Genomic DNA, 24,959 nt, shown 5'->3' with positions numbered 1-24,959 from the left:
ACTGCGAACGGGCACGTGAGCATACGCACCCCCTAATTTATTTGAGGATAGCCTAACCTGTACTTTATGATGGTTTCAAATCTCCCTCCTACCTAGGAACACACCCCTTGACACATCACCGCCTACTACCCGTTACCCTCACCGGGAACACCCGCCTCAAGCCACGGCTACACCGACTAACTTTTTACTCACCAGCGTTTGGTTCCTACCCCTCAGCCGGGCCTGACGAATACTTTGGGCTCCTCATGCCCCAAGACGGGCAGGAGTTTTCGCCATTTCCGGTTGAAGATTCCAATGTTCGCGCCGCCGTCACGGGATTGCCCGCCAAGATTCGCCCAGCATTGCGGTGGTACACGATTCGCAGGCTCAATCATGACGCCCACACTATCGACGTCGACGTGGTAACCCATGGCGATAATGGCCCGGGCACGCACTGGATCCGCAAGGCTCAACCTGGGGATACCGCAGGAATATATACGGGACAAGCACGGTGGCAAGAACCTAGGAAGTCACAACTGCTACTCGCAGACGCCTCCGCTCTTCCGGCGCTGTGGCACATCCTGGAACATTACGAAGCTTTCTCACCGGACGCCTTGGGCGGCGTCGACGTCGTTGCTCTGATCGCAAGCGACGACGAAATTGAGGATGGATTTGAGGAAACGTGGAGCGGCAAGGTTCGCTCGCTCACTATGATTTCCGCTCCGCACGAGGAGCACATTGCGCGCGCCAGACAGCTCCTTGATTCTCGTTTCGCCCCGGATACTGCACCCGATTCGGTATGGGTATCCGGCGAAGGGGACCTCGCCAAAGCAGTGCGCGCCATAGCTGTGCACGACTGGGGTGTGCCGCGCGAGGACGTCATCTGGTCCGTCTACTGGATTCAAGGAAAGCCGCGGCCTTAAACCCTCTGTACGCGTCACAACAGGAAAGCAATCGTTCCACCTTAAGGTGGACCCGTATGCTTCAGTGACATGAAGGACGCTACGGAGCCGGTGCTACTTGGAAGGAAGAAGAAGGACCAAAGCATTGGCACCTTATGCCAAACCTTGTATACTTTTACCTGGACTTTTCTTGATTCAGCGCCCCAAATGGTGTCTTTAGTTTGGTCCTCTAGCCCCCGTCTTCGCCTGCACCCCAAGCTTCACCCCTTGAGCTACGGGCTAAGACACACATTTTGATCCTTAATCACCTAGCTGCGGTGGTGGGTGGGGGACGCAGCGCACAGCACAACGCGGGCCCCAGGAAAATCCGGGACCCGCGTTGCAAGGGGTCTTGTCTATCAGGCGGTTTCTCACGCCGCCCGCCCTGCAAGACTCAGGGTGTTCTCTCTATCTCTCATGCGCCTCTCTCAAACGCACAAGATTATTATGCGGCAGGTTCCTTGTAATGCCATACCACCAACCTGCCAATTGCCTGTAAGTGAGAAAATGCCCTTTGACTAGCGCATATGGAAGCCAAGAGATGCCGAAAGGCCCTAGCTCGCGAACGAACCAGGGCCTCAACAGCGTTAACTCAACGCCGTTAACACAGACTAAAACTAGTCAGTGTAGTTCTTCTCCACGGAAGCGTCGACCGGGATGCCCGGGCCGGAGGTGGTGGAGATGGTGATCTTCTTGGCGTAGACGCCCTTGGCGGAGGACGGCTTCAGACGAACGATCTCGTCGTAAAGTGCACCGTAGTTCTCAGCCAGCTTCTCAGCGTCGAAGGAAGCCTTACCGATGATGGCGTGCAGGTTGGAAGCCTTGTCAACGCGGAAGGAAATCTTACCGCCCTTGACGTCAGCAACAGCCTTGGTCACGTCAGCGGTCACGGTACCGGTCTTCGGGTTCGGCATGAGACCACGCGGGCCCAGGACGCGAGCAACGCGGCCAACCTTGGCCATCTGGTCCGGGGTAGCGATAGCAACGTCGAAGTCGATGTTGCCCTCGTTGATAGCAGCAATCAGCTCTTCGGTACCGACGATGTCAGCGCCAGCAGCCTTAGCGGCCTCAGCGTTGTCGCCTTCAGCGAAGACAGCTACGCGGACGTCCTTACCGGTGCCATGCGGCAGGGAAACGGTACCGCGAACCAGCTGGTCAGCCTTACGCGGGTCAACGCCCAGGCGGAAGACAACGTCCACGGTGGCGTCGAAGTTCTTGGAGGAGGTCTCCTTGGCCAGCTTGGCAGCCTCGATCGGACGGTACAGGCGGGAGCGGTCTACCAGCTCAGCGGCAGCCTTGTATGCCTTCGACTTGGTGCTCATAAGTGCAATTCCTTTTCTTGGATTGATGTGGTGATAGCGGGCCGAAGCTGGCCCTGCCACGCGCGATACAGAACGTATCGCGCATTAAAGATTCGGTTATTACTTAGCCGGGACGCCGTCAACGGTGATGCCCATGGAGCGAGCGGTACCAGCGATGATGCGGGCGCCGTTCTCAATGTCACGAGCGTTGAGGTCCTCGAACTTGGTCTGTGCAATCTCCTTGCACTGATCCCAGGTCACGGAGCCCACCTTGTCGGTGTGCGGAACGCCGGAGCCCTTCTTGATGCCAGCAGCCTTGAGCAGAAGCTTTGCAGCCGGCGGGGTCTTCAGTTTGAAGTCGAAGGAGCGGTCCTCGTACACGGTGATTTCCACCGGAACAACGTTGCCGCGCTGGGACTCGGTAGCAGCGTTGTAAGCCTTGCAGAACTCCATGATGTTGACGCCGTGGGCACCGAGTGCCGGACCAACCGGCGGAGCCGGGTTAGCAGCGCCTGCCTCGATCTGGAGCTTGATCAGGCCAGTAACCTTCTTCTTGGGAGCCATCGAATTACCTCTTTCCTGTGGTACCGAGGTGCCGCCACGATGAATAACAGCACCCCGTCCGGATGCTCACGCGTTGTGGGCCACCGGAGGATGAACGTTTTAACATGCGCAAAAGCGCACGGCGTTCAAGTTTAGAACACCGTGCGCCCAGCTCAAAATCGCTTTTTAGGAGATGCGCTCGATCTCCGTCGGGGACAGCTCCACCGGGGTCTCACGGCCGAAGATAGACACCAGACCCTGCATCTTGCCAGTCTCCGGATCAATCTCGGAAATGGTGGCGGAAACAGAGGCCAGCGGGCCGGACAGGATGGTGACAGCCTCGCCCACCTCGAAGTCGTGGGCATAAGCCTTGGCCATTTCCTTCTCCGGCATGGCAACGACCTGCTCACCGTCAGCGTCGGCAGCCGAGCTCTCCGGGGTAACAGTTGCGTCGTTCGGCATGAGGAACTTGGCCACGTCGCGAATCTTGACCGGGGTAGCGTTGCCCTCATTGCCCACGAAGGAAGTCACACCCGGGGTATCGCGGACGACGGACCAGGCAGCGTCGTTAAGCTCCATGCGCACCAGCACGTAGCCCGGAAGCAGCTTGCGCTTCACAACCTTCTTCTTGCCGTCCTTCTTCTCCAGGACCTGCTCGACTGGCACGACGACCTCAAAAATGGAATCCTCCACCTCAAGCGTCTGGGCGCGCATGTCCAGGTTGGTCTTCACCTTGTTCTCGTAACCGGAGTAGCACTGAATGATGTACCACTGGCCCGGCTGCTTCTTCAGCTCACGAGTAAAGGCGCGCAGGCGAGTCTTGTACTCAGCCTCTGCTGCGGCAGCGTCAGCACCAGGGACTGCGCTTTCCGACGCCTCCTCGTCCCCCTCCTCAGCACCGCCACCCAGCGCTGCCTCAGCGGCCTTCGCAGCAGCTTCCTTCTCGGCAGCTTCCTGCTCTTCTGCGGAGAGTTCCTCCTGCTGTTCCTCGGCGGCAGCTGCGTCCGTGGTCTCCTCGGCAGCGTCCGCTGCCTCAGCAGCCTCAGAGGCCTGGTCTTGGACGCTATCGATCATGGCCTGTTCAAGGGAAGTGCCAGTGGTTTCGTCGCTCATTGTTTGCTCCATCTGTCTGTTAATCCGTCTAGTCACCACCAGGGTACCCGGGGTAGCTAGGGCAAAAAGTATCCCGCCGTTCCCCTGGTGGGATTCGGCGGGATGAAAGTATGTGGTTGATTCTACTAAGGTGCGAGGACCGCTTCAACTCCGAGGCCAGTCAGCGTGTCAACACCCCAGACGAGTGCAGTCAGCACGATGAGGAAGGCGAAGGTCACGAGAACGTACTGGACCATTTCCTTACCAGTAGGCCAGACAACCTTCTTTACCTCGGAGACAACCTCACTCGGGAAGGAGGCTACGGAGCCACCGGCGGACTCTTCCTTCTTGTCCTCGACGCGCACAACGCGCTTGTCAGTGTAGGACTCAGTAGAGGTGGTCGCTGCGCCAGAGAGCTGACGCTTGCCGGTTGGGCGGGCTGCCCCGGTGCTCGGCTGCTTTTCATCGCTCACGGCGATTTCCTCCTTGAAGTGATGTGGCAGGGGCGACAGGACTCGAACCTGCAACCTACGGTTTTGGAGACCGTTGCGCTACCAATTGCGCCACGCCCCTTTGCGTGCCCTTTTTGGGACAACGCACAACCCTACCAGAACGGTGATCCCACATGGAAACCACGTGCCGTGTAAGGCTGGGAGTCGGTAGTAAAAAAGCGCCCTGAACGCGGGCGCTTTTCCTTCCCGGTAGCGATGGCGAGAATTGAACTCGCGACACAGCGATTATGAGTCGCTTGCTCTACCACTGAGCTACACCGCCATATTCACCTTCCAGAAATGTCTGGAAACATGAATGGAGCCCCCTGACAGAATCGAACTGTCGACCTTTTCCTTACCATGGAAACGCTCTGCCGACTGAGCTAAGGGGGCACAGCCTCATTTGAGTAACGGATTATCTCCGCTGTGCTCTCGTTGAAGCCTTGAAAAGATTAACCCGAAACGCGTAAACAACACAAATCGCCAGCATAGTTAGTGTTTTTAAGCCTTTAGAAGAAGCGTTTAAACACCCCCTCAACGCCACCCTAGGCCGCCCCAGCCCCCATGCGCCCGCGATCGCGTCCCCCACGCAACGCAAAATCCCGCAGGCACATTTCTGTGTCTGCGGGATTCATTCTGTGCCAGGTAGAAGATTCGAACTTCTGAAGGCAATGCCGGCGGATTTACAGTCCGCTCCCTTTGGCCGCTCGGGCAACCTGGCATGCACTCGTGAGTGCGGTTATGTACTTTACTACGAAGTCCCGCCCAACATGCAAATCAGCTGGCAGGAGCCTCAATTAGCCCACGCGCTGGACCGTGTAATCCGCGAGCTGACGCAGCGCCTCACTCGCCGTGCACTCGGGCAAGAGCGAGAGCTGGTCTTCCACCACGCGCAGGTAGGCGTTGACATCCGCCATGGCCTTGTCGCGGCCGGTGGACTTCCACAACAATTCGATGGCGCGGTCCACGGAGGCATCATCAGTCAGCGGGCCCGTGAGCAAGCCACGCAGCTCGTCACCAACCTCACCTTCTTCCTCCAAGGCATAGAGCACTGGGAGCGTAAAAACGCCCTCGCGCAAGTCGGTTCCCGGCGTCTTTCCGGACTCCTCAGGGTCGGAGAAGATATCAATGATGTCGTCCACGATCTGGAAAATCATGCCCACGGCAGAGCCAATTTGGCGCAGGGCCTCGCACTGCTCGGGGCCTGCACCCGAGTGATAAGCACCCAGATAGCCGGCGGAGGCAATAAGCACGGCGGTCTTTTCCCGAATAACCGCCGTGTAGTGCTCCACCGCATTGGCCTCACCGGCGCCGATTGTCTCACGCATCTGACCGGTAACGAGCTCTTCGAAGGTCTCGGCAAAGTGCTCGACGGTGTGCGTATCCAGCTGGCTCATCAGCCGCGAAGCATGCGCCAGCAGGGCGTCGCCAGCCAGAATCGCCACGGAATTCGTCCAACGGAAGTTAGCGGATTCCACACCGCGGCGACGGTCAGCTTCATCCATGACGTCGTCGTGATATAACGTGGCCACGTGCACCATCTCCACAGCCGTGGCTGCCTTGATCACCTCAGGAGACTCTGGGCGCTCACCGAATTCGGAGGCCAGTAGCGCCATCATCGGACGGAAACGCTTACCACCAGCCATCGAGAGGTGGCGTACCTTCTCCTTGAGGAAGTCCTGCCCGCGGTCGAGCTCCGCGCTGAGCAGATCTTCAACGGCAGTCATCCCGGCGTTGATACGCTCGGTGAGCTGCGCATCCCCCAAGTTCACGTGCTTGGCGCGAGTTTGGCCGTGTGACATTAAACGCGTTCCTTATTAACTCAAAAATCCTAGTGTTTACTTACCGTAGCCCATAGCACGGCCCTCAACACACTCAAGGCCACTATCCCGTGCAATGATAGTCCCCATGTCGGAGCAGATCGATTCCATCCATGCAGACGTCGCTGTTGTCGGTGCGGGCCCCGCTGGTGCCGCAGCCGCTATCCATGCCGCGCGAGCCGGCCACGATACCGTGCTTATCGACGCCTCCCCCTTCCCCCGCGATAAAACCTGCGGCGATGGCCTCACTCCCCGCGCCATGCATCAGCTGGATCTTCTCGGCATCGAGGTCAACGCCTCCTACCGCAACCGTGGGCTGAAGCTGCATGGCTTTAGCGGTTCGGTTACTGCACCATGGCCGGCAACGTATCCCTCGCAGGAAGGAACGGCCCTACCGCGCTACGAGTTTGACGCGCTCCTGGTCACCGCCGCCCAGGACGCCGGTGCGCGTCTTTTCACCGGCACCGCTACCGACCCACAACTTACAGGCAACCGCCTCACCTCTTTCGCCGTAGACCAGCAGCGCGTAGGTGCCAAATGGGTCATTGTCGCGGACGGTGTACGTTCCACCTTTGGCAAGCAGCTGGGCCGCCAGTGGCACCGCAATGAGGTTTACGGCATCGCCGCGCGCGCCTATGCCGATTCCCCGCACGATGACGAGGAGTGGATGCACTCCCACGTCGAGCTTAAGGACGCCGATGGCGTGGTCCAGCCCGGCTACGGCTGGATTTTCCCGCTCGGTCAGGGCGTCAACATTGGCCTCGGCGCGCTCTCCACAGCTTCCCGGCCAGCTCGCCTCAACACGAAGAAGGCCCTGAGTTTCTACGCCGATCAACAGCGAGCGGACTGGGGCCTAGGCGAGCTCCGCGACGTCGCCTCAGCGATGTTGCCCATGGGCGGCGCAGTCTCCGGTGTCGCGGGGGCGAACTGGATGCTCATCGGTGATGCCGCCGCCTGCGTCAACCCGCTCAACGGCGAAGGTATTGACTATGGCTTGGAAACGGCCGCTCTCGCCGTCGACATGCTCGGCACGAAGGATCTCACCTTGGCCTGGCCAGATCGCCTACACGCCGAGTACGGAGAAGCTTTCCTGCTGGCTCGCACGGCCGCGCGCCTTCTGACCTACCCGCAGTTCCTGCCGCTTGCCGGGCCCGTCGCCATGCGCGGTCCGGTCGGCCGCATGCTCATGCCTGCCGCCGCGCGCCTGATGGGCAACCTCATTACGGAAGAAGACAAGGACCTCATCGCCCGCGCTTGGCGGCTCGCTGGTGGCGCGGTGTCCGCGCTGCGCCGCGATACCCCTCTCTGGGCCTAAGGCCTGTGGGACTTAGGCCCCTTAAGCCGGTTTAACCGCTGAGTGCAGCGCCACGATGCCGCACGTCAGGTTGCGCCAGCCTGCCTGCTCCCACCCATTGCGGTTAATGGCGGCGGCTAGCTCGTGCTGCTCCGGCCATGCGCGAATGGACTCTGCGAGGTAAACGTAGGCCTCCGGGTTGGAGGAGACCACCTTGGCAATCGGCGGCAGCAAGCGGGTCAGATATTCCTTGTACACGGTGCCAAAGACCGGAATGACGGGCTTGGAAAACTCCGCGACCGCCAAGCGCCCACCCGGCTTGGTCACGCGGGCCATCTCGCGCAAACCGAGCTCGAAATCGTGGATATTGCGCAGGCCATAGGAGATGGTCACCGCATCAAAGGTGTTATCGGCAAACGGCAGACGCATGCCATCGCCGGCGACCTTGGGCACGTCACGGTCCTTACCGGCCGCCAGCATGCCGCGCGAGAAGTCACAAGCCACGCACCACGCGCCAGACTTAGCTAGCTCCACGGTGGACACCGCGGTACCGGCGGCGAGGTCGAGAAGCTTCTCCCCCGGCTTAAGGTTGAGCCGCTCGCGGGTCAGACGGCGCCAGCGCGCGTCCTGGCCAAAGGACAGCACCGTGTTGGTGATGTCATACTTCTTGCCCACCGCGTCAAACATGCGCGCGACATCGAAGGGCTTTTTATCCAGATCTGCCTTAGACACAAAAGCCAAGTCTAGGCTACGCGTGCACCAAGAGCGCGAGCGGCCCAACGCGGCAGCTCTGGGCGCTGGCCCAAGATGGTGAGGGGCACCTCGCGGACATCCTCCAAGACCTCTTCGTAGTAGCCCAGCAGCTGCTCGCACAGCGCAGGCCACGTCTTGGTCGAGATGGACTCGCGAGCATTCGCGCGCAGCTCCTCGTGGATCTCCGGGTTAAGCAGCGCATCGACGGCGTTGGGGAGGTCTTCGACGAACGTTGAAACGTCGAGAAGCAGCCCGTTATAGCCCTCCTCAATGAGGTCCACCGGGCCGCCCGCACGCGGACCGATGGTCGGCACACCGGAAGCCTGCGCCTCCTGAATGGCCTGGCAGAAGGTCTCAAACTCGCCGGCGTGGACGAAGACGTCGAGGGAAGCATAAGCCGCATCGAGTTCCTCACCGCCAAGTGCTCCAGTAAAGACCGCACTGGGCAGCTGCGCTTCCAGCAGCGGGCGTTCAGGGCCATCGCCAACGATGACGAGCTGGATATCCTCACGATCATTAAGCGCCGACAAACGGTGCACGCCTTTTTCCGCGGCCAAGCGGCCGACGAAGCCGACGATCTTCTTGCGGCCGGTCGGCTCCCACTCGCGGCGCAGCGCGTCCGAGCGCTTCGACGGATGGAAACGCTCCGAGTCCACGCCGCGGCCCCAATGGCGCACGTTCTTGATGTGGTGCTTCTCCAAGTCAGCAATGGTGAGCGACGACGGCGCGAGGGTCATCTGGCAGGCGTTGTGAATGGTGCGCAGCCACTCCCACACGCCATAAGCGAGGGCGGAAGCGTGGTATTTAGTAGCAAATCCTGCCACGTCTGTCTGATACAAAGCCACGGCCGGGATGCGCAATTGGCGCGCGGAGAAGGCTCCCGCCGCGCCGAGAACGAACGGGCTGGCAAGGTGGATAATGTCCGGCTTAAAGGCCCGGAGTGCTTCGTCCACAGCGCTCGTGGGCACGCCCACGGGGAGGGAATCCACCAGCGGCACCCGCACGGTGGGGACGCGAACGATGCTGAACCCTAAGTAGTCAGGAATTTCCTCCTGGCCATCCCTGGCACCGGGGGCAACGACAATGGCCTCGTGTCCGTGCTCGTGGAGGTATTCGAGCACGCGCAGCACGGAGTTGGTCACACCGTTGACGTTAGGCAAGAAGGATTCCGCGACGATAGCTACACGCATGCGCCCCATCATTCCTTGTCCGAGTTCTCCGTTGGTAACGGATGCGCTAAATTCCGGTTAATTTTTCCACTCCCCCACCACAACGCGCCGGCGATCAGCGTGGCCACGAGTGCCGACGACAACCCCGGGATAATAGAGAGCGTCCACTCACGTCCCTCCACTTTCACCAGGTCAGGGTTGTTCTTGGCGTAGAGTACCCACACCTGTTGGCCCTCTCCCAGGCCAGTGGGATAGAGCAGACCGGTCGGCGGGGAGTGATAAATGCCCTCGCCGTCTTGGAAGTCCACGAAGGTGCGCAGACGGCCCACATCAGTCACCGTGGCCAGCGCGCGGCCGGGGTTGGCGTTAATAGCGCGGTCGTTGAGAAAAGGCCCAATGACCATTCCCGCCATGCCCACCAGCGCCGCCGCATAGAGCACCAGGATGATCTGGCGCACCCGCCGCCTGGTCACCTTACTGGCCCACCTTGGCCGCCAGCGCCTCCTGCAGTGCGCGCCGCGAGGACCGCGTGGTGTGGGCCTCCACCACGGTGATGCCGGTGGAGTATTCCTTGAGCTCCGCGAGGACGTCGAGAAGCTCTTGCGCCGAGCTCACCTCGCGGTAGTCGGCACCGCAGGCTTCCGCAAGCTTGGCGACGCCCACCCCATGCGGCGTCCCAAACGCCTTCTCGAAGGATGCGCGCAGCGGCTCACGGCCCTGCTCAAGCAATTCAAAGATTCCGCCGCCGTCGTCGTTTGAGACGACGATGGTTAGGTTCTCCGGGCGCGGATTGTCCTCGGGGAGGATGAGCGAGGTGGCGTCGTGCAGGAACGTCACGTCCCCCATGAGCGCTACGGTGCGCGGCGCGCGCGGCGCATCTGCCTCACGGGACTGTGTAGCCAGCGCGATTCCGATGGCTTGGGCAATCGTGCCGTCAATGCCGGCAGCACCTCGCGGCGAGTAGGTCTCCACACCGTCGAAGGGCAGGCCGATGAGGGCGGCATCTCGCACCGGATTCGATGCGCCAAGCACCAGCACGTCTCCCACGGACAAGGTGTCTCCCACCGCGGCGGCCACGTGCAGACCGGTAAAGCCGATGTCGGAGTCTTTAGCTTCCTCGCCGGTAGTCTCTTCACCGACGGACTCCGCGAGCACCTCGCGCACGCCATCGGCGGCCATCTGGGCGGCACCTTCGCAGATCTTCATCCAGTCCCGGGTAGGCTCGCCGCTGGTCTTCACCGTGGTGCCCAGCTGCGCGGACTCGCCACGGGGGTTGGTGAAATCCTCAGTACGGGACAAGCAGATGAGATCAATATCGGGATCATTCAGCAGCGCCAGTACCCCGCGGTGCAGGGTGGGGTGACCAACAACGATGACCTGCTCCACCTTGGTGTTGACCACGTAGTCATTGGCGGAGACCTGCGCGCAGCGAAAGAGGTGCGCGGCGGCTGGGTGTACCGGGTGATAAGGCGCCGGTGCGGTGGGCTCGGCAATGGTCGGCACATCCTCGAGGCCCTCCACCTCCCAGGCTTCGTCGCCCGCGACGACGAGCGTGTTGCGGCTCAGGTCCACGGCGACCTCACCGTGGTTGGACCAGCGCGGGGTCCGAGCGCGATGCTGCGTGACATCACTCGGCGGGCCCGGCAGCTCTTCCCCCACCAGCGGGACATCAAAGGCCACATTGATGTGCACCTGACGGTCAGCGAGGAAACGCTCAGCGATGAGCGGAGCATCGCTGGTCTTTTCCACCTGGGTGGTGGAGGCATAGACACCAAAAATGCCCTGCTGCTCAATGGTCTGGGACGCACCGGTTCCCACCATGCGTGCAGGGCGGTCTGCGCTGATGACCGCCAGCGGGGTGTGCGAGTAGTGCGCTTCCACCATCGCGGGCAGCGTATTGGCCACCGCAGTTCCGGACGTCATGACAACGCCCACGTGGCGACGCTGCACGCGCGCCAAACCTAAGGCAGCAAAAGCCGCCGAGCGCTCATCCAGGCGGGTATGCACGCGAATATCGGGGCGCACGAGCAACGCCAGCGCGAGCGGCGCATTGCGCGAACCGGGGCACAGCACGACATCGGTAAGGTGCCGCGAGAGCTGAGCTGCCAATGCCTGGGCCAACTCCATCGACTCCGGCTGCTCCGTTGAGGCAGCGGTATCAGTGTTAGACATTTTCCCCGCCACCGTTCGCTTCAAGGTCACCAAGGAGCTCGTTGAGCAAGCTCTCGAAGTCGGATCCGCTCTCATCCATCTGGTCCTGCAGCTCCGGCGGGAGTTCGGTCGGCAGGTCCGCCGGCGGCTCCGGTGAATCTTCCTCTCGCGGTGCGTCCTTTGTGGTCGTCACCGTGGTGGGAACCTCCGTGGTCACGGTCTGAGTCTCGGTAACAGGCTCCGGAGCAGGTTTGTTGGCATCCTCCGCAGCGCCGCGCCAGAGGAAGAAGAGAATGCCGGCAATCACAACCGCGATGGCTGCGATTGCGGCAAAGACGTAGGCCAGTGCACTTCCGCTCTTCTTCTGCTCTTCTACCTGGTAGCTCGAAGGCACCGGGTCATACTGCGGCTGCTGGTAGTTCTGCTCGAATCCCGACGAGTTCTGGGAACCCGGCTCTGGGAAGTACTGCTGGGGGCGCTGCGGTGGTTGCTGGCGGGGCTGCTGGTTGCCCAGGCCCGGCTGGGGTGCGCCGAATTGGCGGGTTTCGTTGTCACCGTTGACGCGGTTGAATTGGCGCGTCTCGTTCTCGCCGTTGTGGTTGGTCATGGGATTCACCTTATCGTGCGTCCTTAACGTGTGCCTACGCCGCTCAAGACCCGGCCAGTAGGTGTTTCGCCCTTGGCAACGTCACCCGGCGCGCCGTCTGCCACGATTTTTCCGCCTTCAGCACCGGAACCAGGGCCCATCTCGATGACGCGGTCTGCGCCGGCGATGAGGTGAAGATCATGGTCCACGGTGACGACGGTGTGGGACGCGTCCACCAGCGAATGCAGTTCCTTAATGAGCAGGTCAATATCGGACGGGTGCAGCCCCGTCGTGGGCTCATCCAGCAAGTAGACAGTGTGTCCGCGGCGTGAGTTGCGCGAGCGCTGCAACTCGGTGGCCAGCTTGATGCGCTGGGCTTCGCCACCGGAAAGCTCCGGGGCACCCTGGCCCAAGCGCAGGTAGCCCAAACCCACAGCATCAAGGGTCTGGACGGCGTGGAGGATCGGTTCCTCCTCGGCGAAGACCTCGAGGGCCTCCTCTACAGTGAGGTCCAAGATATCCGCGATGGTGTAGCCCTTCCAACGGATGGACAAGGTGTCCTCGTTATAGCGCTTGCCCTGGCAGTCCGGGCACTGCGTGTAAGAGCCGGGGAGGAAAACGAGCTCGACCTCAATCTGGCCCGCACCACCACAGGTGGGGCACTGGCCTTGCTTCACGTTGTAGGAAAAGCGAGAGACCGTCCACTTCTTTTTCTTCGCCTTCGGAGTGGCAGCGAAGAGCTTGCGCACGTTGTCAAAGAGGTTGGTATACGTGGCGACGGTGGAGCGCGGCGTGCGGCCGATGGGTTTCTGGGTAATGGACACCACGCGCTTGACGGCCTGTGGGCTGTCCTCGCCCGTGAGTTTTTCTTCAAGAACGTGGAGCAGTGTGGATTTACCGGATCCCGAAAGCCCAGTCAGGACGGTGAACTGGCCCAGACCAAAGCTCACGACGAGACCGTCGATGTTATTCGAGTGCACGTTGCGCAGTTCCACCTCACCATGAGCCTGGCGCGGTTCCGACTTGGGCTCCGGATGCGGGCGCGCCAACGCACGGGCGGTGGGGGTATCAGCATCATAGTCCGCAACGGTCCCCGAGTACACCACCTGGCCGCCGCGCTCGCCGGCCAGTGGCCCGACGTCAACCAGCCAATCCGCGTCCTTGACCAAGGTCATGTCGTGCTCCACCAAGAGGACGGAATTGCCCTCGCTGATGAAGCGGCGGCAGATATCCCGGACAGCATCGCGCTCCGCCGGGTGGAGTCCCGCAGAGGGCTCATCCAAGACGTAGGCCACGCCAAAAAGGCCCGAGCGCAGCTGCGCGGCTAGGCGCAGGCGCTGTGCCTCGCCGGCGGAGAGAGTTTCGGTAGGACGGTCCAGGCTCAGGTGTCCCAGCCCTAATTCCAGCGCGGATTCCAGGGCCGGGCGAATCGTTTTGAGCAGCAAGTCTTCTGCATCATTCGGCTGCGGGGACCGCGACTGAAGAAGCTCGAGGGTCTCAGCGAGGGGAAGGTTATTAAAAGCATCGATAGGCAGCCCAGCGTAGGTCACCTTGAGTGCCCGCGGATTGAGGCGGCGGCCTTCACACATGGTGCATTCATGGGATTCCATAAAACTCAACGTGCGCGCACGCAGCGTGTCCGACTTCGTCTCCGCGTAAGTCTTACGCAGATAGGACGCCACGGAGCGCCACGTACCTTCGTAGTTGCGTTGGATCTGGTCTGCACCGCGGTGCGGTTTGACGGTGACAACCGGGCGCTCTTCGGTGAAGAGAATCCAGTCGCGGTCCTTCTGCGGTAAGTCTCGCCACGGCGAATCTAGGTCGTAGCCCAGCTCCTCCAAGATGTCGTGGAAGTTCTTGCCCGCCCAGGCACCGGGCCACGCCTTGATAGCACCTTCTTCGATGCTCAAGGAGGGGTCCGGAACCATGGAGGCTTCCGTCGGCTCGTGGACTACTCCGGTGCCTTGGCACTCTGGGCACATGCCCTCCGGAGTATTGGGTGAGAAGGAATCCGAGTACAACCCTTCGGGGTTGTCACCACACCGTGAGTACAAAAGGCGCACCGAGTTGGAGATGGCGGAAATGGTACCCACTGTGGAGCGTGCGCCACCTGCCGATGCCGATTGCTGCAGCGCCACCGTCGGCGGCAGGCCATCGATACCGCCGACCTGCGGATCCACGACAGAAGCAATGAGGCGGCGAGCAAAAGGTGCCACCGACTCGAGGTAGCGGCGCTGGCCCTCACCGTGGATAGTGCCGAATGCCAGAGAGGACTTACCGGAGCCCGACACGCCCGTTACCGCCACGAGCTTGCCGCGGGGAATGTCGACGTCGACATTGCGAAGGTTGTGTAGATGCGCGTCTCTCACTGAAATGGTCATGCCAGCCAGCCTACGCGGGCCTTAGGACATGTACTGTGAGCTGTCCTTTTATAGGTACGGCCAGCACTGGCGGACGCGGTCGAACCACCACTCACGTCGATCAGTCGGCGCGGCAAGCGCGCTGAGCCGATCCGGGTCGGGGGTGAGGAACTCGGCGCGCAGGTGGCCGTCGACAAGCTCACGCGGTGCGGTGACATCCTCTTTAAAGAGTGACCCTGTGGCGAGGCCGGCTGCGGCTGGGGTGACGTCGATATCTTCGTCGTCATAGATCTGCGGCAGTGCAGCCACCGCGGCCAGCCCCATCGAGATACCCACGGAGGTATCCAGCGCGGAGGCGACCGTAATGTCCATGTGGCGCTCGCGCAGGTGCTGCGCCACCGCAAGGACCTTGCGCACACCGCCCAACGGTGCTGGTTTGACCACGGCGACGTCCGCCGCCTGCAGTTCCGCCACCCGGTACGGGTCGCTGGCCTTGCGAATGGATTCATCAGCCGCCACGCGGACGAAAATCCCGGCGCGCATGAGTTGGGCACGAACTTCCTTGAGTTCCTCGACGGTGCGGCACGGCTGCTCCATGTAATCCAGCGGCATCAGCTCCTTCGCCGCGGTAACGGCCTCCTCCACACTCCAACCGCAGTTGGCATCAACGCGTAGAACCGGCACGCGGCCCTGGGACTCGATGTGGGAACGAACCGCCTGGACGCGCGCAATGTCGTCATCCAACGTCTGCCCCTTCTCCGCTACCTTGATCTTGAAAGTCCGGCAGCCCGGGTAGCGCGCCATCACCTCCGGCACCTGCTCAGCAGGAACCGCGGGGATGGTGCCGTTGACTTCTACCCACTCGCGCACGGGTTCCGGGAAACCTTCGTAGGCGGCTTCCAAACCGGCGGCGAGCCAGCGCGCGGATTCTTCTGGGCCATACTCCAGGAAGGGGGCGAACTCACCCCAGCCCGCGGGGCCATCGATAAGCAATGCTTCCCGCGTGGTGATACCGCGGAACTGAACGGCGAGTGGGAGGGAAACCACGTGGGCGCGATCAAAGACGTCATCAATATGCATGGGGTTCATCGTACGTCGACTCCGAATGCGACAACCGTAATGGATAGTGATAAATTGATACGGTAATTGGTTATAACCAGAAGAAGGACCAGATATGCTCTATCTGCTCATCGCACTGCTGGCCATCGCCGCAGTTGTCTACCTCATCTATAAGAAAGTCCACGCTGCGGCCTCCATCTTCGCCGTTGGCGTCGTCCTGCTCATGCTCGCCGCGCTCACTGGGCGCGCTGACTTCCGCACCACTGAAATTGAAGCGACCGGCAATGCTTTCTATGACCAGCTGCTCGTAGTCGACGCACTGTTCAAGGCGCGCTTCTCCGGCATCGGTATGGCGATTATGGTGCTCTTTGGCTTCGTGTCCTATATGCGCCACATCGGTGCGGATGCCAAGACCGTCGTGGTGCTCTCCTCACCGCTCAAGCGCTTCAAAGGTTCCTACTGGTTGGTTCCGGTGGGCTTCATCTTGGGCACGTTGCTCTCGCTGGTGATCCCTTCGGCCGCAGCGCTGTCCCTACTGCTTGTAGCCACGCTCTTGCCGGCGCTTATCGCCGCGGGTCTGACACCACTGACCGTGGGCGCCATTGTGGTGACCTCCTCCACTATCGTGCCCACGCCGCTGGAGGCAGGCCTTATCCAAGGTGCTGACCTCACCAACATGACGCCGACAGAATTCGTCTACGGCGCCGTTGCCCGCGCAACGGTCCCCACCCTGCTCATCACCGCCTTCGTCCACATGTGGTGGCAGCGCCATTGCGACAAGGTGGATGCCCGCAAGGCCGAAAGCTCTGGCGAGGTCAGCGCCGACTCGATGAACGATAAGGCCACTGAGGAAGCCATCGCCCGCGCTGCTTCCCTGCCGGGCTACTACGCTGTGCTTCCGCTCATGCCACTGCTGCTCATCATCGTTTCCGCGATTCTCAAGCAGCTGGGAATCATCCCCTTCGAGGGCGGCATCCTGCCGGTGACCGTGGTGTCCCTGTTCATCGCGATGATTATTGAATCCATCCGCAAGCGCACCGTCTCCGGCGCCGTGGACTCCATGGCTACCTTCTTCAAAGGCATGGGCGAGGGCGCTGCCGGCGTGGTCGCACTGCTGGTCGCCGCCGCCGTCCTGGTGGAGGGCATCACGCAGATGGGTGTCATCGACATGCTTATCGACGCCGCCGAAGGCTCCTCCGGCGCCGCCGTCCTCATCGTCCTCATCTTCGTTGCCGCCACCGCCGCGATGGCCGCACTCACCGGTTCCGGTACTGCACCCTACTTCGCCTTCTCTGAAGTAGTACCCAACCTGGCTTCGCAGACCTCCATCCACGCTCCGCAAATGCTCACCGCTATCTGGGGTACGTCGAACCTCATGCGCCAGGTCTCCCCGGTCAACGCCGCGGTACTCATCGTCTCCGGCGCCATCAAGGTCAACCCCATCCAACTGGTCAAGCGCACCTCCGTGCCCATGATCGTGGCGACGGTGCTCAACACGTTGTTTGCGTTCATGTTTATTGGGTAGCGGTTTTCGCGCGGGCTCAACGTTAATCACGGAGTCCGCGGTACGTTTTGGTAAATAAGGTCCCCCAAATCCGGGCATATTTACGAAAACGTACCGACCAAGCGCCCACGACGTACATATCGATCAAATAAGGCCCCAGATCATCGAAGTTTTGGGGCGCTATTTGTTAAAACCGTCACGACCATACGGCGTTCCCCCATCCCTTCTGTACGATTGTGCAGATAAAGATTCCCATTAAGGAGGACCCATGCTACTTGCTGAAGCCCTGGCCGAACGCGCCCAGGCGCAGGAGCGCCTCAACACCCTGAAGGATCGTCTTGTGGCGACGGTTCGCGTGCAGGAAGGCGATGAACCGGACGAGAATCCGACAGATCTCCTCCGGGAGCTCGAGGGCGTCACTGCACGCATTGATGAACTCGTTATCGCTATCAACGCGACGAACACGGCTACGAAGTTCGATGAAGAGATCACGCTGATGGAGGCCTTGGCACTTCGCGATGGCCTCTTGCGCAAGCGCCGCATCTACCAGGGTTTGGCGGAACAGGCTGGTGCACGCCAGGATCGTTTCTCTCGTTCAGAGATCAAGTTCGTGGCCACCGTTCCCGTGCCGAAGCTGCGCGAGCGCGCTGATGACCTGGCCCGCCAGTACCGCGAGCTCGATACCCGCATCCAGCAGCTGAACTGGAATACGGAACTCATAACTAAATAAGGTCTGCCGCTAGTTGTGCCGCATTCTTGCGGCACGTAGTCATGTCGCGCGCACCAAGCGCGCGACGGTAGCCCACACTTTTCGCAGCGAGCGCAACCCTTACTGGGCAGGGAAAAGCCCGGTGCTTCTCAGGCGCCTTCGTAGCGCAAGAAGGCAGGGAGGTTCGATTCCGTCCCACTGTATGGTGTACCGCGCTGGTACGGATTACACGTGTACATTGACGGGGAAAATCCCGCAGTATTGTTTACTGTTTATCACCGCCGCGCTGGGCGGGGAGTGTGGGTGAGGGTTGGGAATGGGGACTATACTTCCGGCGCACTACTTTCCAATTAAGCTGGTGTGCCATGAGCGAGCAGAAGAACTACAGCACCGATAATCCGTTTAAGCCAGAACTGTGGCAGACCGTGGAGGGCTTTGAGGACCTCACGGACATCACCTACCACCGGCTTATTAGTGATGAGCCAAAGCCGAAGCGCAAGGATGGCATTGTCCGCATCGCTTTCGACCGCCCAGAGGTGCGCAATGCGTTTCGCCCGCACACGGTGGATGAGCTTTACCGCGCGCTGGACCATGCGCGCCGCACGCCAGACGTTGGCACAGTGCTGCTCACCGGCAACGGGCCATCCCAGAAGGACGGCGGCTGGGCGTTTTGCTCCGGCGGCGACCAGCGCATCCGCGGCCGCTCCGGGTACCGCTACGCCACTGAGCACGCGCACGATGACGCGACTGCGGACGAATCCACGGTAGACACCGCCCGCGAAAAGGTCGAAGGCGGCCGCCTACACATCTTGGAAGTTCAGCGACTCATACGCACGATGCCCAAGGTGGTCATCGCCGTCGTCAACGGCTGGGCCGCCGGCGGCGGGCATTCCCTGCACGTGGTGTGCGATATGACTATTGCCTCCCGCCAAGAAGCACGCTTCAAGCAGACCGACGCCGATGTGGGATCCTTCGACGCCGGCTATGGCTCGGCCTACCTGGCCAAAATGGTAGGCCAGAAATACGCCCGCGAGATCTTCTTCCTGGGCCGCACCTACGACGCCCAGCGCATGTACGAGATGGGCGCGGTCAACGAGGTGGTTGACCACGCTGAGCTGGAGGACGCCGCCATCCAAATGGGGCGCGAAATCAACATGAAGTCCCCCACCGCCCAGCGCATGCTCAAGTTTGCGTTTAACCTCACCGATGATGGCCTCATGGGTCAGCAGGTCTTCGCCGGTGAAGCCACGCGCCTGGCCTATATGACAGACGAGGCCGTCGAAGGCAAGGAGTCCTTCCTAGAAAAACGTGAGCCCAACTGGGATGACTTCCCGTACTACTACTAGGCCTCCATCGAGGGCTCGTGCCTTCTCTTCCACCCGAAAGATAAAACGAGGGTAATATCCGGGACAGTTAACGCCAGTAACTATAGCTCCCACGGAGGCAACTTTGACCACGGAGAAAATCAATCAGATAACCCGCCCAATCGGACTTGTCCTCTGCCTAATCCTTTTGGTTTCCCTGCGGCACTTTACCGAATGGTCATGGCTGCTACGGGCGGGCGTCGCCGTTGGCGCAACCATCGCCGCCATGCTGGTGCTGATTTTTGTCCTAGGTTGCTTCTCCACGGAAGAAGACACCCCCGAGACACACGAGGCCACTTCATAAGGCTCAAGCCAGTAGGGAGGGCAGGTAGGGACCTGCCAGCTATCTTAATTACCACCAATCACCTTCACCCAGGGAGAGCCTGAAGTGCTGTATTTCACCATTGCCCTCGCGGCCATCGCGCTCATTGCCGTCATTGCATCGCGAGTGTGGATGTTGCGGCGCATCCAGCAGGCTCAGAGGGACGGTGAGCGCCCCTTCGATCAGGAGGACGAGCTCATCAACCCCTATGAGTACCGCGGGCGGTAACCTAACTAACCGTGACTATCCTCTCTCCTCTGCCCGTCGATCCGCGTGCCCCTGCCGCCATCCTCCCTGATCTGGAAGCGGCCATCGCAGGACAAGCCACCTTCCTGCCCATTCCGGCGGAGGACCGTACCCTCGCGCAGCTGCTGCGCATCCACATGCGCGCAGGAGAACCCATTGATTCCTCCATCGCGCTGGTCGTGGCCACCTCTGGGTCCACGGGCACACCGAAGGGCGCGCAACTCACGGCTGCCAACTTGGTCTCCAGCGCCGATGCCACGCACCGGGCTCTCGGCGGCACCGGCCAGTGGCTGCTAGCCATGCCTGCCTCCCACATCGCGGGCATCCAGGTATTGGTGCGCTCGCTCGTGGCGGGTGTGGAGCCGCTCTGCCTTGACCTGTCGGAAGGTTTTTCCATCCCCAATTTCGCCCGCGCCGCGCACGAGCTGGCCGCCACCGGGGATCGCTCATACACGGGCCTGACCCCGATGCAGCTAGCCAAGGCCATGGATTCGCTAGAAGGAATCGAGGCCCTGCGCACCTTTGATGCCATCCTCGTCGGGGGTGCTGCCACCCACCCACAGTTGTTGGACTCTGCGAAAAAGCTGCGCATCAATATCGTCACCACCTACGGCTCCTCGGAGACCGCCGGCGGCTGCGTCTACAACGGCCGTCCTCTCGATAGCGCTCTTGTTCGCATCGGCGACGAGGGGCGCATTTACCTCGGCGGCCCCATGATTGCGCGAGGCTACCGGAACGTGGACTCAGATGCCTTCGTGGTCGATGAGTCCGGCACCTCGTGGTTTGCTACCTCCGACGCCGGCGCGCTTCACGACGGCCACGTCACCGTCACCGGGCGCCTCGACAACATCCTGAACACCGGCGGGCTCAAGCTCCACCCGGAGCAGCTCGAGCAGCACATCCTGCGCGTGCCGGGAGTGGAAGGAGTCTGTGTGGTCGGCATCCCCCACCCACGCTTGGGACAGATGATCGTTGCTGCTTATACCGGATGGGCGGATGTCGGCGATATCCTTGTGGCTCTCGACGATAGTGGCCTTCCCCGGTGGCAAATCCCCAAGGACTTCAAGCGCCTAGCCGAGCTCCCCACCACCGGCCCCGGCAAGGTAGACCGCCTCGCGGTCGCCCGCACGTGGGGCAGCTAATCCTCCGCTTCGCTGATGCTGCGTACGGCAATGCCGCGCGCAGCGGATTCCCCGAGGGGGAAGTGTGAACCGCCGTCGACGGCAACCTCGAGCACACCCGCGACCGAGGGGGCAACGACGGTCAATTCCACTCCCGGCCGCACTCCATATTTATCCAGGTAGCGCAGAAACTCGCCATCAGCGTCAGTGACCTGCTCCACGGTGACGGGGGTCTGCGCGGGGACGTCGATAAGCATGATGCGCGAGACCGGCTCGGCAGTACCATCCGGGGCAGGTATGGGATCACCATGCGGATCGCGGGCGGGGTTGCCCAGGAAAGAATCGAGACGTTCAACGAGCCTGTCGGACGTCGCGTGCTCTAGCATTTCCGCCTCATCGTGCACCTCATCCCAGGTATAGCCCAGAGCGCGCACGAGGAAGGTTTCCAGGAGACGGTGCCGGCGCACCATTGCCACAGCCAGCCGCCGGCCTTCCTCAACAAGCCGAACACCAAAGTAGCGCTCATGTTCCACCAGCCCCTTCGCGGCCAGGCGCTTGACCGCCTCCGACGTGGTGGGCAGCTTCTGCCCCGCCGCTTTAGCTAGGTCCCCCAGCGGCATCGCGGTATTAGAGCCCTCTTTCTCCTCATAGGTCCAGAGGATCTTGAGGTAATCCTGGGTGCGTTCGGGCAGCTCGCTGATGTGCATACCCCCATCGTAGTTCAGCCTATTGCTTCCAACGGTTTCAGCACTTATGCTCTTTCAAGTTCAATCTGTTGAACATCGACATTCACTTTTAATAAGAGAGGTTTCCTGTGAAGAAAATTATTGCCCTTCCCCTCGCTTCCCTCGTGGTCGCAAGCACGCTGAGCGCCTGCACCAGCAGCGACTCCACCGAAGCCCAGGACGACAATCTGACGATCTTCGCCACGACCGGTTACTTGGCTGATGCGGCCGCCAATATCGCCCCGGACGCCGACATCACCACCATGGTCGGCCCCGGCGGCGATCCACACACATACCAGCCCACCACGCGCGATATTGAAAAGATGCAGGACGCCGACCTCGTCCTCTGGAATGGCCTTCACCTCGAGGCGCAAATGGTGGACCAGCTCTCCTCCCTCGGTGAGAAGCAGCTAGCAGTTGGCGAACAACTCGATACTGCCGACCTCCTGCCGTGGCCCGAGCAAGGTGACAAGGGCGAAAAACTCTACGACCCGCACATCTGGAATAGCCCCGAGCTGTGGAGCCAGGTCGTCGATCACATCGGCACCAAACTCGGCGAAATCGACTCTGACAATGCCGAAGACTATGCCGCGGCCGCCGATGCTTATGAAGACAAGATTGCAGCCGCGCACGACAAGGCCGCTAAGGAACTCGAAAGCGCCTCCCCGCGTGTTCTCATCACCGGCCATGACGCCTTCAACTACTTCGGCAAGACCTTCGACTTTGAAGTCCAAGCCACCGACTTCGTGACCACCGAAGCCACCAAGTCCGCCACTGAGATCTCCGAGCTCGCGGATACCATCGCGGAGAAGAAGGTCCCCGTTATCTTCCAAGATAACCAGGCGAACCCACAGGCCATCACTTCTCTCAAGGAAGCCGTAGAATCCCGCAACTGGACAGTCACCATCTCGGATGAGGAGCTCTTTGCCGATACCCTCGGCCCGGAAGCCCCCACCGATACCTACCTCGGAGCCTTCGAACACAACGCTAGTGCCGTGGCGAAAGCACTGAGCTAATGCTCCGCGTTGAAAACCTCACCGCCGGCTATCCCCGCACGCCGGTGCTTCACGACGCCTCCTTCACCCTCACCCCCGCGTCCATCACCGGACTGGTGGGCGCGAATGGGTCGGGAAAGTCCACTCTGGTCCGCACGCTGGTGGGGCTCCTTCCGCCACTAGCCTGCGGGTCGATGACTTTCGATGGCGTCGACCTGGCGCATTTTCGGCACCGGCTCGGGTACATGCCACAACATGCGAATATCGACTGGAGTTACCCTGCCACCGCCTTCGACGTTGCCCTGATGGGCCGCACCGCCGGGCTGCGCTGGTGGCAGTGGCCCAGCCGCGCTGACAAAGACGCCGCCCACGCAGCACTTGCTCGGACCGGGATGCAGGCACACGCGCAGCTGCCGATCTCCGCGTTGTCTGGTGGGCAGCGCCAGCGCGTGTTGCTGGCGCGCACGCTCGTGAGCGCTCCGGAGCTCATCATCTTGGATGAGCCCTTCGCTGGTGTTGATGCCGCGAGCCAGCGCGCCATCATGGATGTGCTCAAGGAACTGCGCGAGAACGGCGTGACCATCCTGCTGGTGCATCACAACCTGGCGGAGGTCGCCGACTTTTGCGATGAGGTCCTCATGGTCGGCCGCGGCCGGCTCATTGCTGCTGGCCCCACCGAGCAGGTACTTACCGAGTCCGCCATTGCCGACATGTTTTCCCTGCCATCATGAACCCACTCGAGCTTCTTCAGAACTACACCTATACCCAAGCACTCCTGGGTACCGTGCTGATCGGTGGCTGCGCCGGCGCGCTGGGCCCCCTGGTGTATGTTCGCCGCACCAGCCTGCTGGCCGATGCCATCTCGCATTCTTCCCTGCCCGGCCTACTCACCGCCTTCCTCCTGGCCACCACCATTGGTTGGGACGGGCGAAATGTCTGGCTCCTTTCTTGTGGAGCCCTGCTCACCGGAACCCTCGCGGTGGGGTGCATTCACCTCATCCCGCGGTTGACTCCCCTGGGCCATACCACTGCGATGGCCGCCACGCTGACCACGTTTTTCTCGGTAGGCATGCTGCTCATGCAGTATATTTCCCGCCGACCACTGCCCGGTAAGGCCGGAATCCAGGATTATTTGTTGGGAAACGCCTCCACACTCACTCGCGCGGATGTGCGCTCCACACTCATCATCGGCGGCTGCGTGTTGCTCTTTCTTTTCCTCATTCACACCCGGCAGGCAGCGGTCACCTTTGACTCAAGTTTTGCCCAGGTAGCCGGCATCCGCACCTCATTCCTCAACACGGCTAGCTTCTTCGCCCTCACCGCCATCACGGTGCTCGGTGTCAAAGTCGTCGGCGTGGTACTCATGGTCGCCGTAGTCATCAGCCCTGCCGCCGCTGCCCGCCCCTGGACCACGCGCTTGCTACCTTTCATCGCGCTCTCCGGGTTCCTCGGCGCGGCGACCGCTGCTCTCGGCTGCTATGTCTCCATTGCGCACGGCCCGCTGCCCACCGGTCCGGTCATCGTCTTGGTTCAGGCGGCGCTCGTCACCATCAGCCTCCTCAGCAGAAAGCTCGCCTCATGACCCTCGCCGCCACTGCTTGTCTCCTTGCCGTCCTGACTGCCTTAGCCTGTGCTATCCCCGGCACCTTTGTTGTCCTCAAAGGCCAGGCCATGCTTATCGACGGCATCGGCCATGCCGTCCTTCCCGGGATTGCCATCGGTTACCTCTTTACCTCCGATCTGGATTCGCCCGTGCTGCTCGCTACCGCGGCCGCTGGTGCCTTGGTAGTAGCGTTGGGTACCGACGCGCTCCAGCGAAGCCCACTGGTGACTGCTGATTCCGCCCTCGGGTTGGTCTTTCCCGCCCTGTTTGCCGCCGGAGTCATCTTGATCTCCACGCACATGAGCCACGTGCACCTTGATGTCCACGCGGTCCTCGTCGGCGATCTCAACCTCGCGGCCTTCTCCAACCCCAACTATTGCTACATCATGGCCGCAGTGCTGGGCATCAACGCTCTTTTCCTCACCCTCACACTGCCGCGTTTGTCCGCCACGACTTTTGACTCCGACTTTTGCGCTGCACGCGGGGTGCCCACGCGCGTTCTTCACATCATATTTATGACCGTGGTTGCCTGCACTGCCACCGCCGCTTTTCACGCTGCCGGTGCCATGCTGGTCATCGCGCTCATGGTATTCCCGTCGATGACTGCGCGGCTGCTTACTCAGCGCGTGCCCGCACTGGTGTTAACTGCCTGTGGCGTTGCCGCGATCAGCGCAGTCGTGGGCTTTTGGGTTGCCTATGTCCTCGACGCAGCGACCTCCGCCGCAATGACAGTGAGCAATGCCGTTATTTTCGTCGCGGTGCTCATTATCTACCGACTTCGCCAACGCACCAGCTCATTGCCGCAGCACACCACACCAGTGGCACAATAGT

Annotated in this window: 24 protein-coding genes and 4 tRNA genes; 11 read left to right on the top strand and 17 right to left on the bottom strand. The window is 61.3% G+C overall.

Going from position 1 to position 24,959, the window contains the following annotated elements; translation table 11 throughout:
• The first annotated feature begins 107 nt into the window (after positions 1–107).
• Positions 108–902, top strand: a complete 795-nt coding sequence (locus NX84_RS02980) for a siderophore-interacting protein (RefSeq protein ID WP_039673577.1) — start codon at positions 108–110, stop codon at positions 900–902.
• A gap of 635 nt (positions 903–1,537) precedes the next feature.
• Here the strand turns inward: NX84_RS02980 and rplA are convergent.
• The 9 genes from rplA to NX84_RS02935 all read right to left on the bottom strand — a co-directional run bounded on the left by rplA (position 1,538) and on the right by NX84_RS02935 (position 6,149).
• Complete coding sequence (gene rplA / locus NX84_RS02975; protein ID WP_039673575.1) at positions 1,538–2,242, bottom strand: 50S ribosomal protein L1; 705 nt, start codon at positions 2,240–2,242, stop codon at positions 1,538–1,540.
• Positions 2,243–2,341: 99 nt separating this feature from the next.
• The gene (gene rplK, locus NX84_RS02970; protein ID WP_010189723.1) at positions 2,342–2,785 is read right to left on the bottom strand and encodes a 50S ribosomal protein L11; all 444 of its coding nucleotides are present in this window, start codon (positions 2,783–2,785) and stop codon (positions 2,342–2,344) included.
• A gap of 165 nt (positions 2,786–2,950) precedes the next feature.
• Positions 2,951–3,877, bottom strand: a complete 927-nt coding sequence (gene nusG, locus NX84_RS02965; RefSeq protein ID WP_039673573.1) for a transcription termination/antitermination protein NusG — start codon at positions 3,875–3,877, stop codon at positions 2,951–2,953.
• Between the two features lie 125 nt (positions 3,878–4,002).
• Positions 4,003–4,329, bottom strand: coding sequence for a preprotein translocase subunit SecE (gene secE / locus NX84_RS02960; protein ID WP_039673649.1), 327 nt, complete (start codon positions 4,327–4,329; stop codon positions 4,003–4,005).
• A 24-nt stretch (positions 4,330–4,353) separates the two neighbouring features.
• Positions 4,354–4,429: transfer RNA gene (locus tag NX84_RS02955), tRNA-Trp, on the bottom strand.
• Between the two features lie 129 nt (positions 4,430–4,558).
• A tRNA-Met gene (locus NX84_RS02950) sits at positions 4,559–4,630 on the bottom strand.
• Between the two features lie 34 nt (positions 4,631–4,664).
• A tRNA-Thr gene (locus tag NX84_RS02945) sits at positions 4,665–4,740 on the bottom strand.
• 246 nt (positions 4,741–4,986) lie between these two features.
• Positions 4,987–5,068: transfer RNA gene (locus NX84_RS02940), tRNA-Tyr, on the bottom strand.
• A 76-nt stretch (positions 5,069–5,144) separates the two neighbouring features.
• Positions 5,145–6,149 (bottom strand): polyprenyl synthetase family protein, encoded by a 1,005-nt coding sequence (locus tag NX84_RS02935; RefSeq protein WP_039673571.1) that lies wholly within the window; start codon positions 6,147–6,149, stop codon positions 5,145–5,147.
• Between the two features lie 94 nt (positions 6,150–6,243).
• On the opposite strand from NX84_RS02935, the gene NX84_RS02930 reads away from it, so the two are divergent.
• Complete coding sequence (locus NX84_RS02930) at positions 6,244–7,482, top strand: geranylgeranyl reductase family protein (protein WP_052319637.1); 1,239 nt, start codon at positions 6,244–6,246, stop codon at positions 7,480–7,482.
• Positions 7,483–7,503: 21 nt separating this feature from the next.
• On the opposite strand, the gene NX84_RS02925 is transcribed toward NX84_RS02930, so the two are convergent.
• From NX84_RS02925 to NX84_RS02895, 7 genes are all read right to left on the bottom strand, one after another.
• Positions 7,504–8,193 (bottom strand): demethylmenaquinone methyltransferase, encoded by a 690-nt coding sequence (locus NX84_RS02925; protein WP_039673647.1) that lies wholly within the window; start codon positions 8,191–8,193, stop codon positions 7,504–7,506.
• A gap of 11 nt (positions 8,194–8,204) precedes the next feature.
• A complete protein-coding gene (locus tag NX84_RS02920) occupies positions 8,205–9,404 on the bottom strand; it encodes a glycosyltransferase family 4 protein (RefSeq protein ID WP_039673645.1) in 1,200 nt (399 codons plus the stop codon).
• An 8-nt stretch (positions 9,405–9,412) separates the two neighbouring features.
• On the bottom strand, positions 9,413–9,796 hold the full coding sequence (locus NX84_RS02915; protein ID WP_231913989.1) for a DUF3592 domain-containing protein: 384 nt from the start codon (positions 9,794–9,796) through the stop codon (positions 9,413–9,415).
• A 61-nt stretch (positions 9,797–9,857) separates the two neighbouring features.
• Positions 9,858–11,555 (bottom strand): 2-succinyl-5-enolpyruvyl-6-hydroxy-3-cyclohexene-1-carboxylic-acid synthase, encoded by a 1,698-nt coding sequence (gene menD / locus NX84_RS02910; RefSeq protein ID WP_052319636.1) that lies wholly within the window; start codon positions 11,553–11,555, stop codon positions 9,858–9,860.
• On the bottom strand, positions 11,548–12,141 hold the full coding sequence (locus tag NX84_RS02905; protein WP_039673564.1) for a hypothetical protein: 594 nt from the start codon (positions 12,139–12,141) through the stop codon (positions 11,548–11,550). Before NX84_RS02905 ends, menD begins: the two co-directional genes overlap by 8 nt.
• A 23-nt stretch (positions 12,142–12,164) precedes the next feature.
• Complete coding sequence (locus tag NX84_RS02900) at positions 12,165–14,501, bottom strand: ATP-binding cassette domain-containing protein (RefSeq protein ID WP_039673561.1); 2,337 nt, start codon at positions 14,499–14,501, stop codon at positions 12,165–12,167.
• Between the two features lie 48 nt (positions 14,502–14,549).
• Complete coding sequence (locus tag NX84_RS02895; protein ID WP_039673559.1) at positions 14,550–15,569, bottom strand: o-succinylbenzoate synthase; 1,020 nt, start codon at positions 15,567–15,569, stop codon at positions 14,550–14,552.
• Between the two features lie 85 nt (positions 15,570–15,654).
• Here NX84_RS02895 and dcuC point away from each other — a divergent pair, with 85 nt between their 5' ends.
• The 5 genes from dcuC to menE all read left to right on the top strand — a co-directional run bounded on the left by dcuC (position 15,655) and on the right by menE (position 20,826).
• Positions 15,655–17,064, top strand: a complete 1,410-nt coding sequence (dcuC, locus tag NX84_RS02890; RefSeq protein WP_039673557.1) for a C4-dicarboxylate transporter DcuC — start codon at positions 15,655–15,657, stop codon at positions 17,062–17,064.
• A gap of 247 nt (positions 17,065–17,311) precedes the next feature.
• On the top strand, positions 17,312–17,773 hold the full coding sequence (locus tag NX84_RS02885) for a DIP1984 family protein (RefSeq protein ID WP_039673555.1): 462 nt from the start codon (positions 17,312–17,314) through the stop codon (positions 17,771–17,773).
• A gap of 344 nt (positions 17,774–18,117) precedes the next feature.
• Positions 18,118–19,098, top strand: a complete 981-nt coding sequence (locus NX84_RS02880; protein WP_039673553.1) for a 1,4-dihydroxy-2-naphthoyl-CoA synthase — start codon at positions 18,118–18,120, stop codon at positions 19,096–19,098.
• Between the two features lie 406 nt (positions 19,099–19,504).
• A complete protein-coding gene (locus NX84_RS12915; protein ID WP_169744699.1) occupies positions 19,505–19,666 on the top strand; it encodes a hypothetical protein in 162 nt (53 codons plus the stop codon).
• An 11-nt stretch (positions 19,667–19,677) separates the two neighbouring features.
• Complete coding sequence (menE, locus tag NX84_RS02870; RefSeq protein WP_039673549.1) at positions 19,678–20,826, top strand: o-succinylbenzoate--CoA ligase; 1,149 nt, start codon at positions 19,678–19,680, stop codon at positions 20,824–20,826.
• On the opposite strand, the gene NX84_RS02865 is transcribed toward menE, so the two are convergent.
• The gene (locus NX84_RS02865; RefSeq protein ID WP_039673547.1) at positions 20,823–21,512 is read right to left on the bottom strand and encodes a metal-dependent transcriptional regulator; all 690 of its coding nucleotides are present in this window, start codon (positions 21,510–21,512) and stop codon (positions 20,823–20,825) included. The two genes, menE and NX84_RS02865, sit on opposite strands and share 4 nt — an antisense overlap.
• A gap of 107 nt (positions 21,513–21,619) precedes the next feature.
• On the opposite strand from NX84_RS02865, the gene NX84_RS02860 reads away from it, so the two are divergent.
• Genes NX84_RS02860 through NX84_RS02845 form a run of 4 tightly spaced genes read left to right on the top strand, consistent with a single transcriptional unit; the run spans position 21,620 to position 24,958 of the window.
• Complete coding sequence (locus NX84_RS02860) at positions 21,620–22,546, top strand: metal ABC transporter substrate-binding protein (RefSeq protein ID WP_039673545.1); 927 nt, start codon at positions 21,620–21,622, stop codon at positions 22,544–22,546.
• Positions 22,546–23,256: a metal ABC transporter ATP-binding protein gene (locus tag NX84_RS02855; protein ID WP_039673542.1), complete on the top strand. Its 711-nt coding sequence runs from the start codon at positions 22,546–22,548 to the stop codon at positions 23,254–23,256. Before NX84_RS02860 ends, NX84_RS02855 begins: the two co-directional genes overlap by 1 nt.
• Positions 23,253–24,107: a metal ABC transporter permease gene (locus tag NX84_RS02850; protein WP_039673541.1), complete on the top strand. Its 855-nt coding sequence runs from the start codon at positions 23,253–23,255 to the stop codon at positions 24,105–24,107. Before NX84_RS02855 ends, NX84_RS02850 begins: the two co-directional genes overlap by 4 nt.
• Positions 24,104–24,958 (top strand): metal ABC transporter permease, encoded by an 855-nt coding sequence (locus NX84_RS02845; RefSeq protein ID WP_039673538.1) that lies wholly within the window; start codon positions 24,104–24,106, stop codon positions 24,956–24,958. The genes NX84_RS02850 and NX84_RS02845 overlap by 4 nt, the downstream gene beginning before the upstream one ends.
• Position 24,959: the final 1 nt, after the last annotated feature.

Origin of the sequence: Corynebacterium minutissimum, from assembly GCF_000805675.1 — a bacterium.
Classification (GTDB): domain Bacteria; phylum Actinomycetota; class Actinomycetes; order Mycobacteriales; family Mycobacteriaceae; genus Corynebacterium; species Corynebacterium minutissimum.
Note: the sequence above shows the minus strand (reverse complement) of the source record. Positions and strands in the feature narration are given on the sequence as shown.

Excerpts from the sequence above, each read along its gene's own strand:
- NX84_RS02930 (WP_052319637.1), top strand. The coding sequence starts at position 6,244 with ATGATAGTCCCCATGTCGGAGCAGATCGATTCCATCCATGCAGACGTC.
- rplK (WP_010189723.1), bottom strand. The coding sequence starts at position 2,785 with ATGGCTCCCAAGAAGAAGGTTACTGGCCTGATCAAGCTCCAGATCGAG.
- NX84_RS02895 (WP_039673559.1), bottom strand. The coding sequence starts at position 15,569 with ATGAACCCCATGCATATTGATGACGTCTTTGATCGCGCCCACGTGGTT.
- NX84_RS02845 (WP_039673538.1), top strand. The coding sequence starts at position 24,104 with ATGACCCTCGCCGCCACTGCTTGTCTCCTTGCCGTCCTGACTGCCTTA.
- NX84_RS02905 (WP_039673564.1), bottom strand. The coding sequence starts at position 12,141 with ATGACCAACCACAACGGCGAGAACGAGACGCGCCAATTCAACCGCGTC.
- NX84_RS02880 (WP_039673553.1), top strand. The coding sequence starts at position 18,118 with ATGAGCGAGCAGAAGAACTACAGCACCGATAATCCGTTTAAGCCAGAA.
- rplA (WP_039673575.1), bottom strand. The coding sequence starts at position 2,242 with ATGAGCACCAAGTCGAAGGCATACAAGGCTGCCGCTGAGCTGGTAGAC.
- NX84_RS02885 (WP_039673555.1), top strand. The coding sequence starts at position 17,312 with ATGCTACTTGCTGAAGCCCTGGCCGAACGCGCCCAGGCGCAGGAGCGC.
- dcuC (WP_039673557.1), top strand. The coding sequence starts at position 15,655 with ATGCTCTATCTGCTCATCGCACTGCTGGCCATCGCCGCAGTTGTCTAC.
- NX84_RS02935 (WP_039673571.1), bottom strand. The coding sequence starts at position 6,149 with ATGTCACACGGCCAAACTCGCGCCAAGCACGTGAACTTGGGGGATGCG.
- nusG (WP_039673573.1), bottom strand. The coding sequence starts at position 3,877 with ATGAGCGACGAAACCACTGGCACTTCCCTTGAACAGGCCATGATCGAT.
- NX84_RS02920 (WP_039673645.1), bottom strand. The coding sequence starts at position 9,404 with ATGCGTGTAGCTATCGTCGCGGAATCCTTCTTGCCTAACGTCAACGGT.
- NX84_RS02915 (WP_231913989.1), bottom strand. The coding sequence starts at position 9,796 with ATGGCGGGAATGGTCATTGGGCCTTTTCTCAACGACCGCGCTATTAAC.
- menD (WP_052319636.1), bottom strand. The coding sequence starts at position 11,555 with ATGTCTAACACTGATACCGCTGCCTCAACGGAGCAGCCGGAGTCGATG.
- NX84_RS02900 (WP_039673561.1), bottom strand. The coding sequence starts at position 14,501 with ATGACCATTTCAGTGAGAGACGCGCATCTACACAACCTTCGCAATGTC.
- NX84_RS02865 (WP_039673547.1), bottom strand. The coding sequence starts at position 21,512 with ATGCACATCAGCGAGCTGCCCGAACGCACCCAGGATTACCTCAAGATC.
- NX84_RS02855 (WP_039673542.1), top strand. The coding sequence starts at position 22,546 with ATGCTCCGCGTTGAAAACCTCACCGCCGGCTATCCCCGCACGCCGGTG.
- NX84_RS02850 (WP_039673541.1), top strand. The coding sequence starts at position 23,253 with ATGAACCCACTCGAGCTTCTTCAGAACTACACCTATACCCAAGCACTC.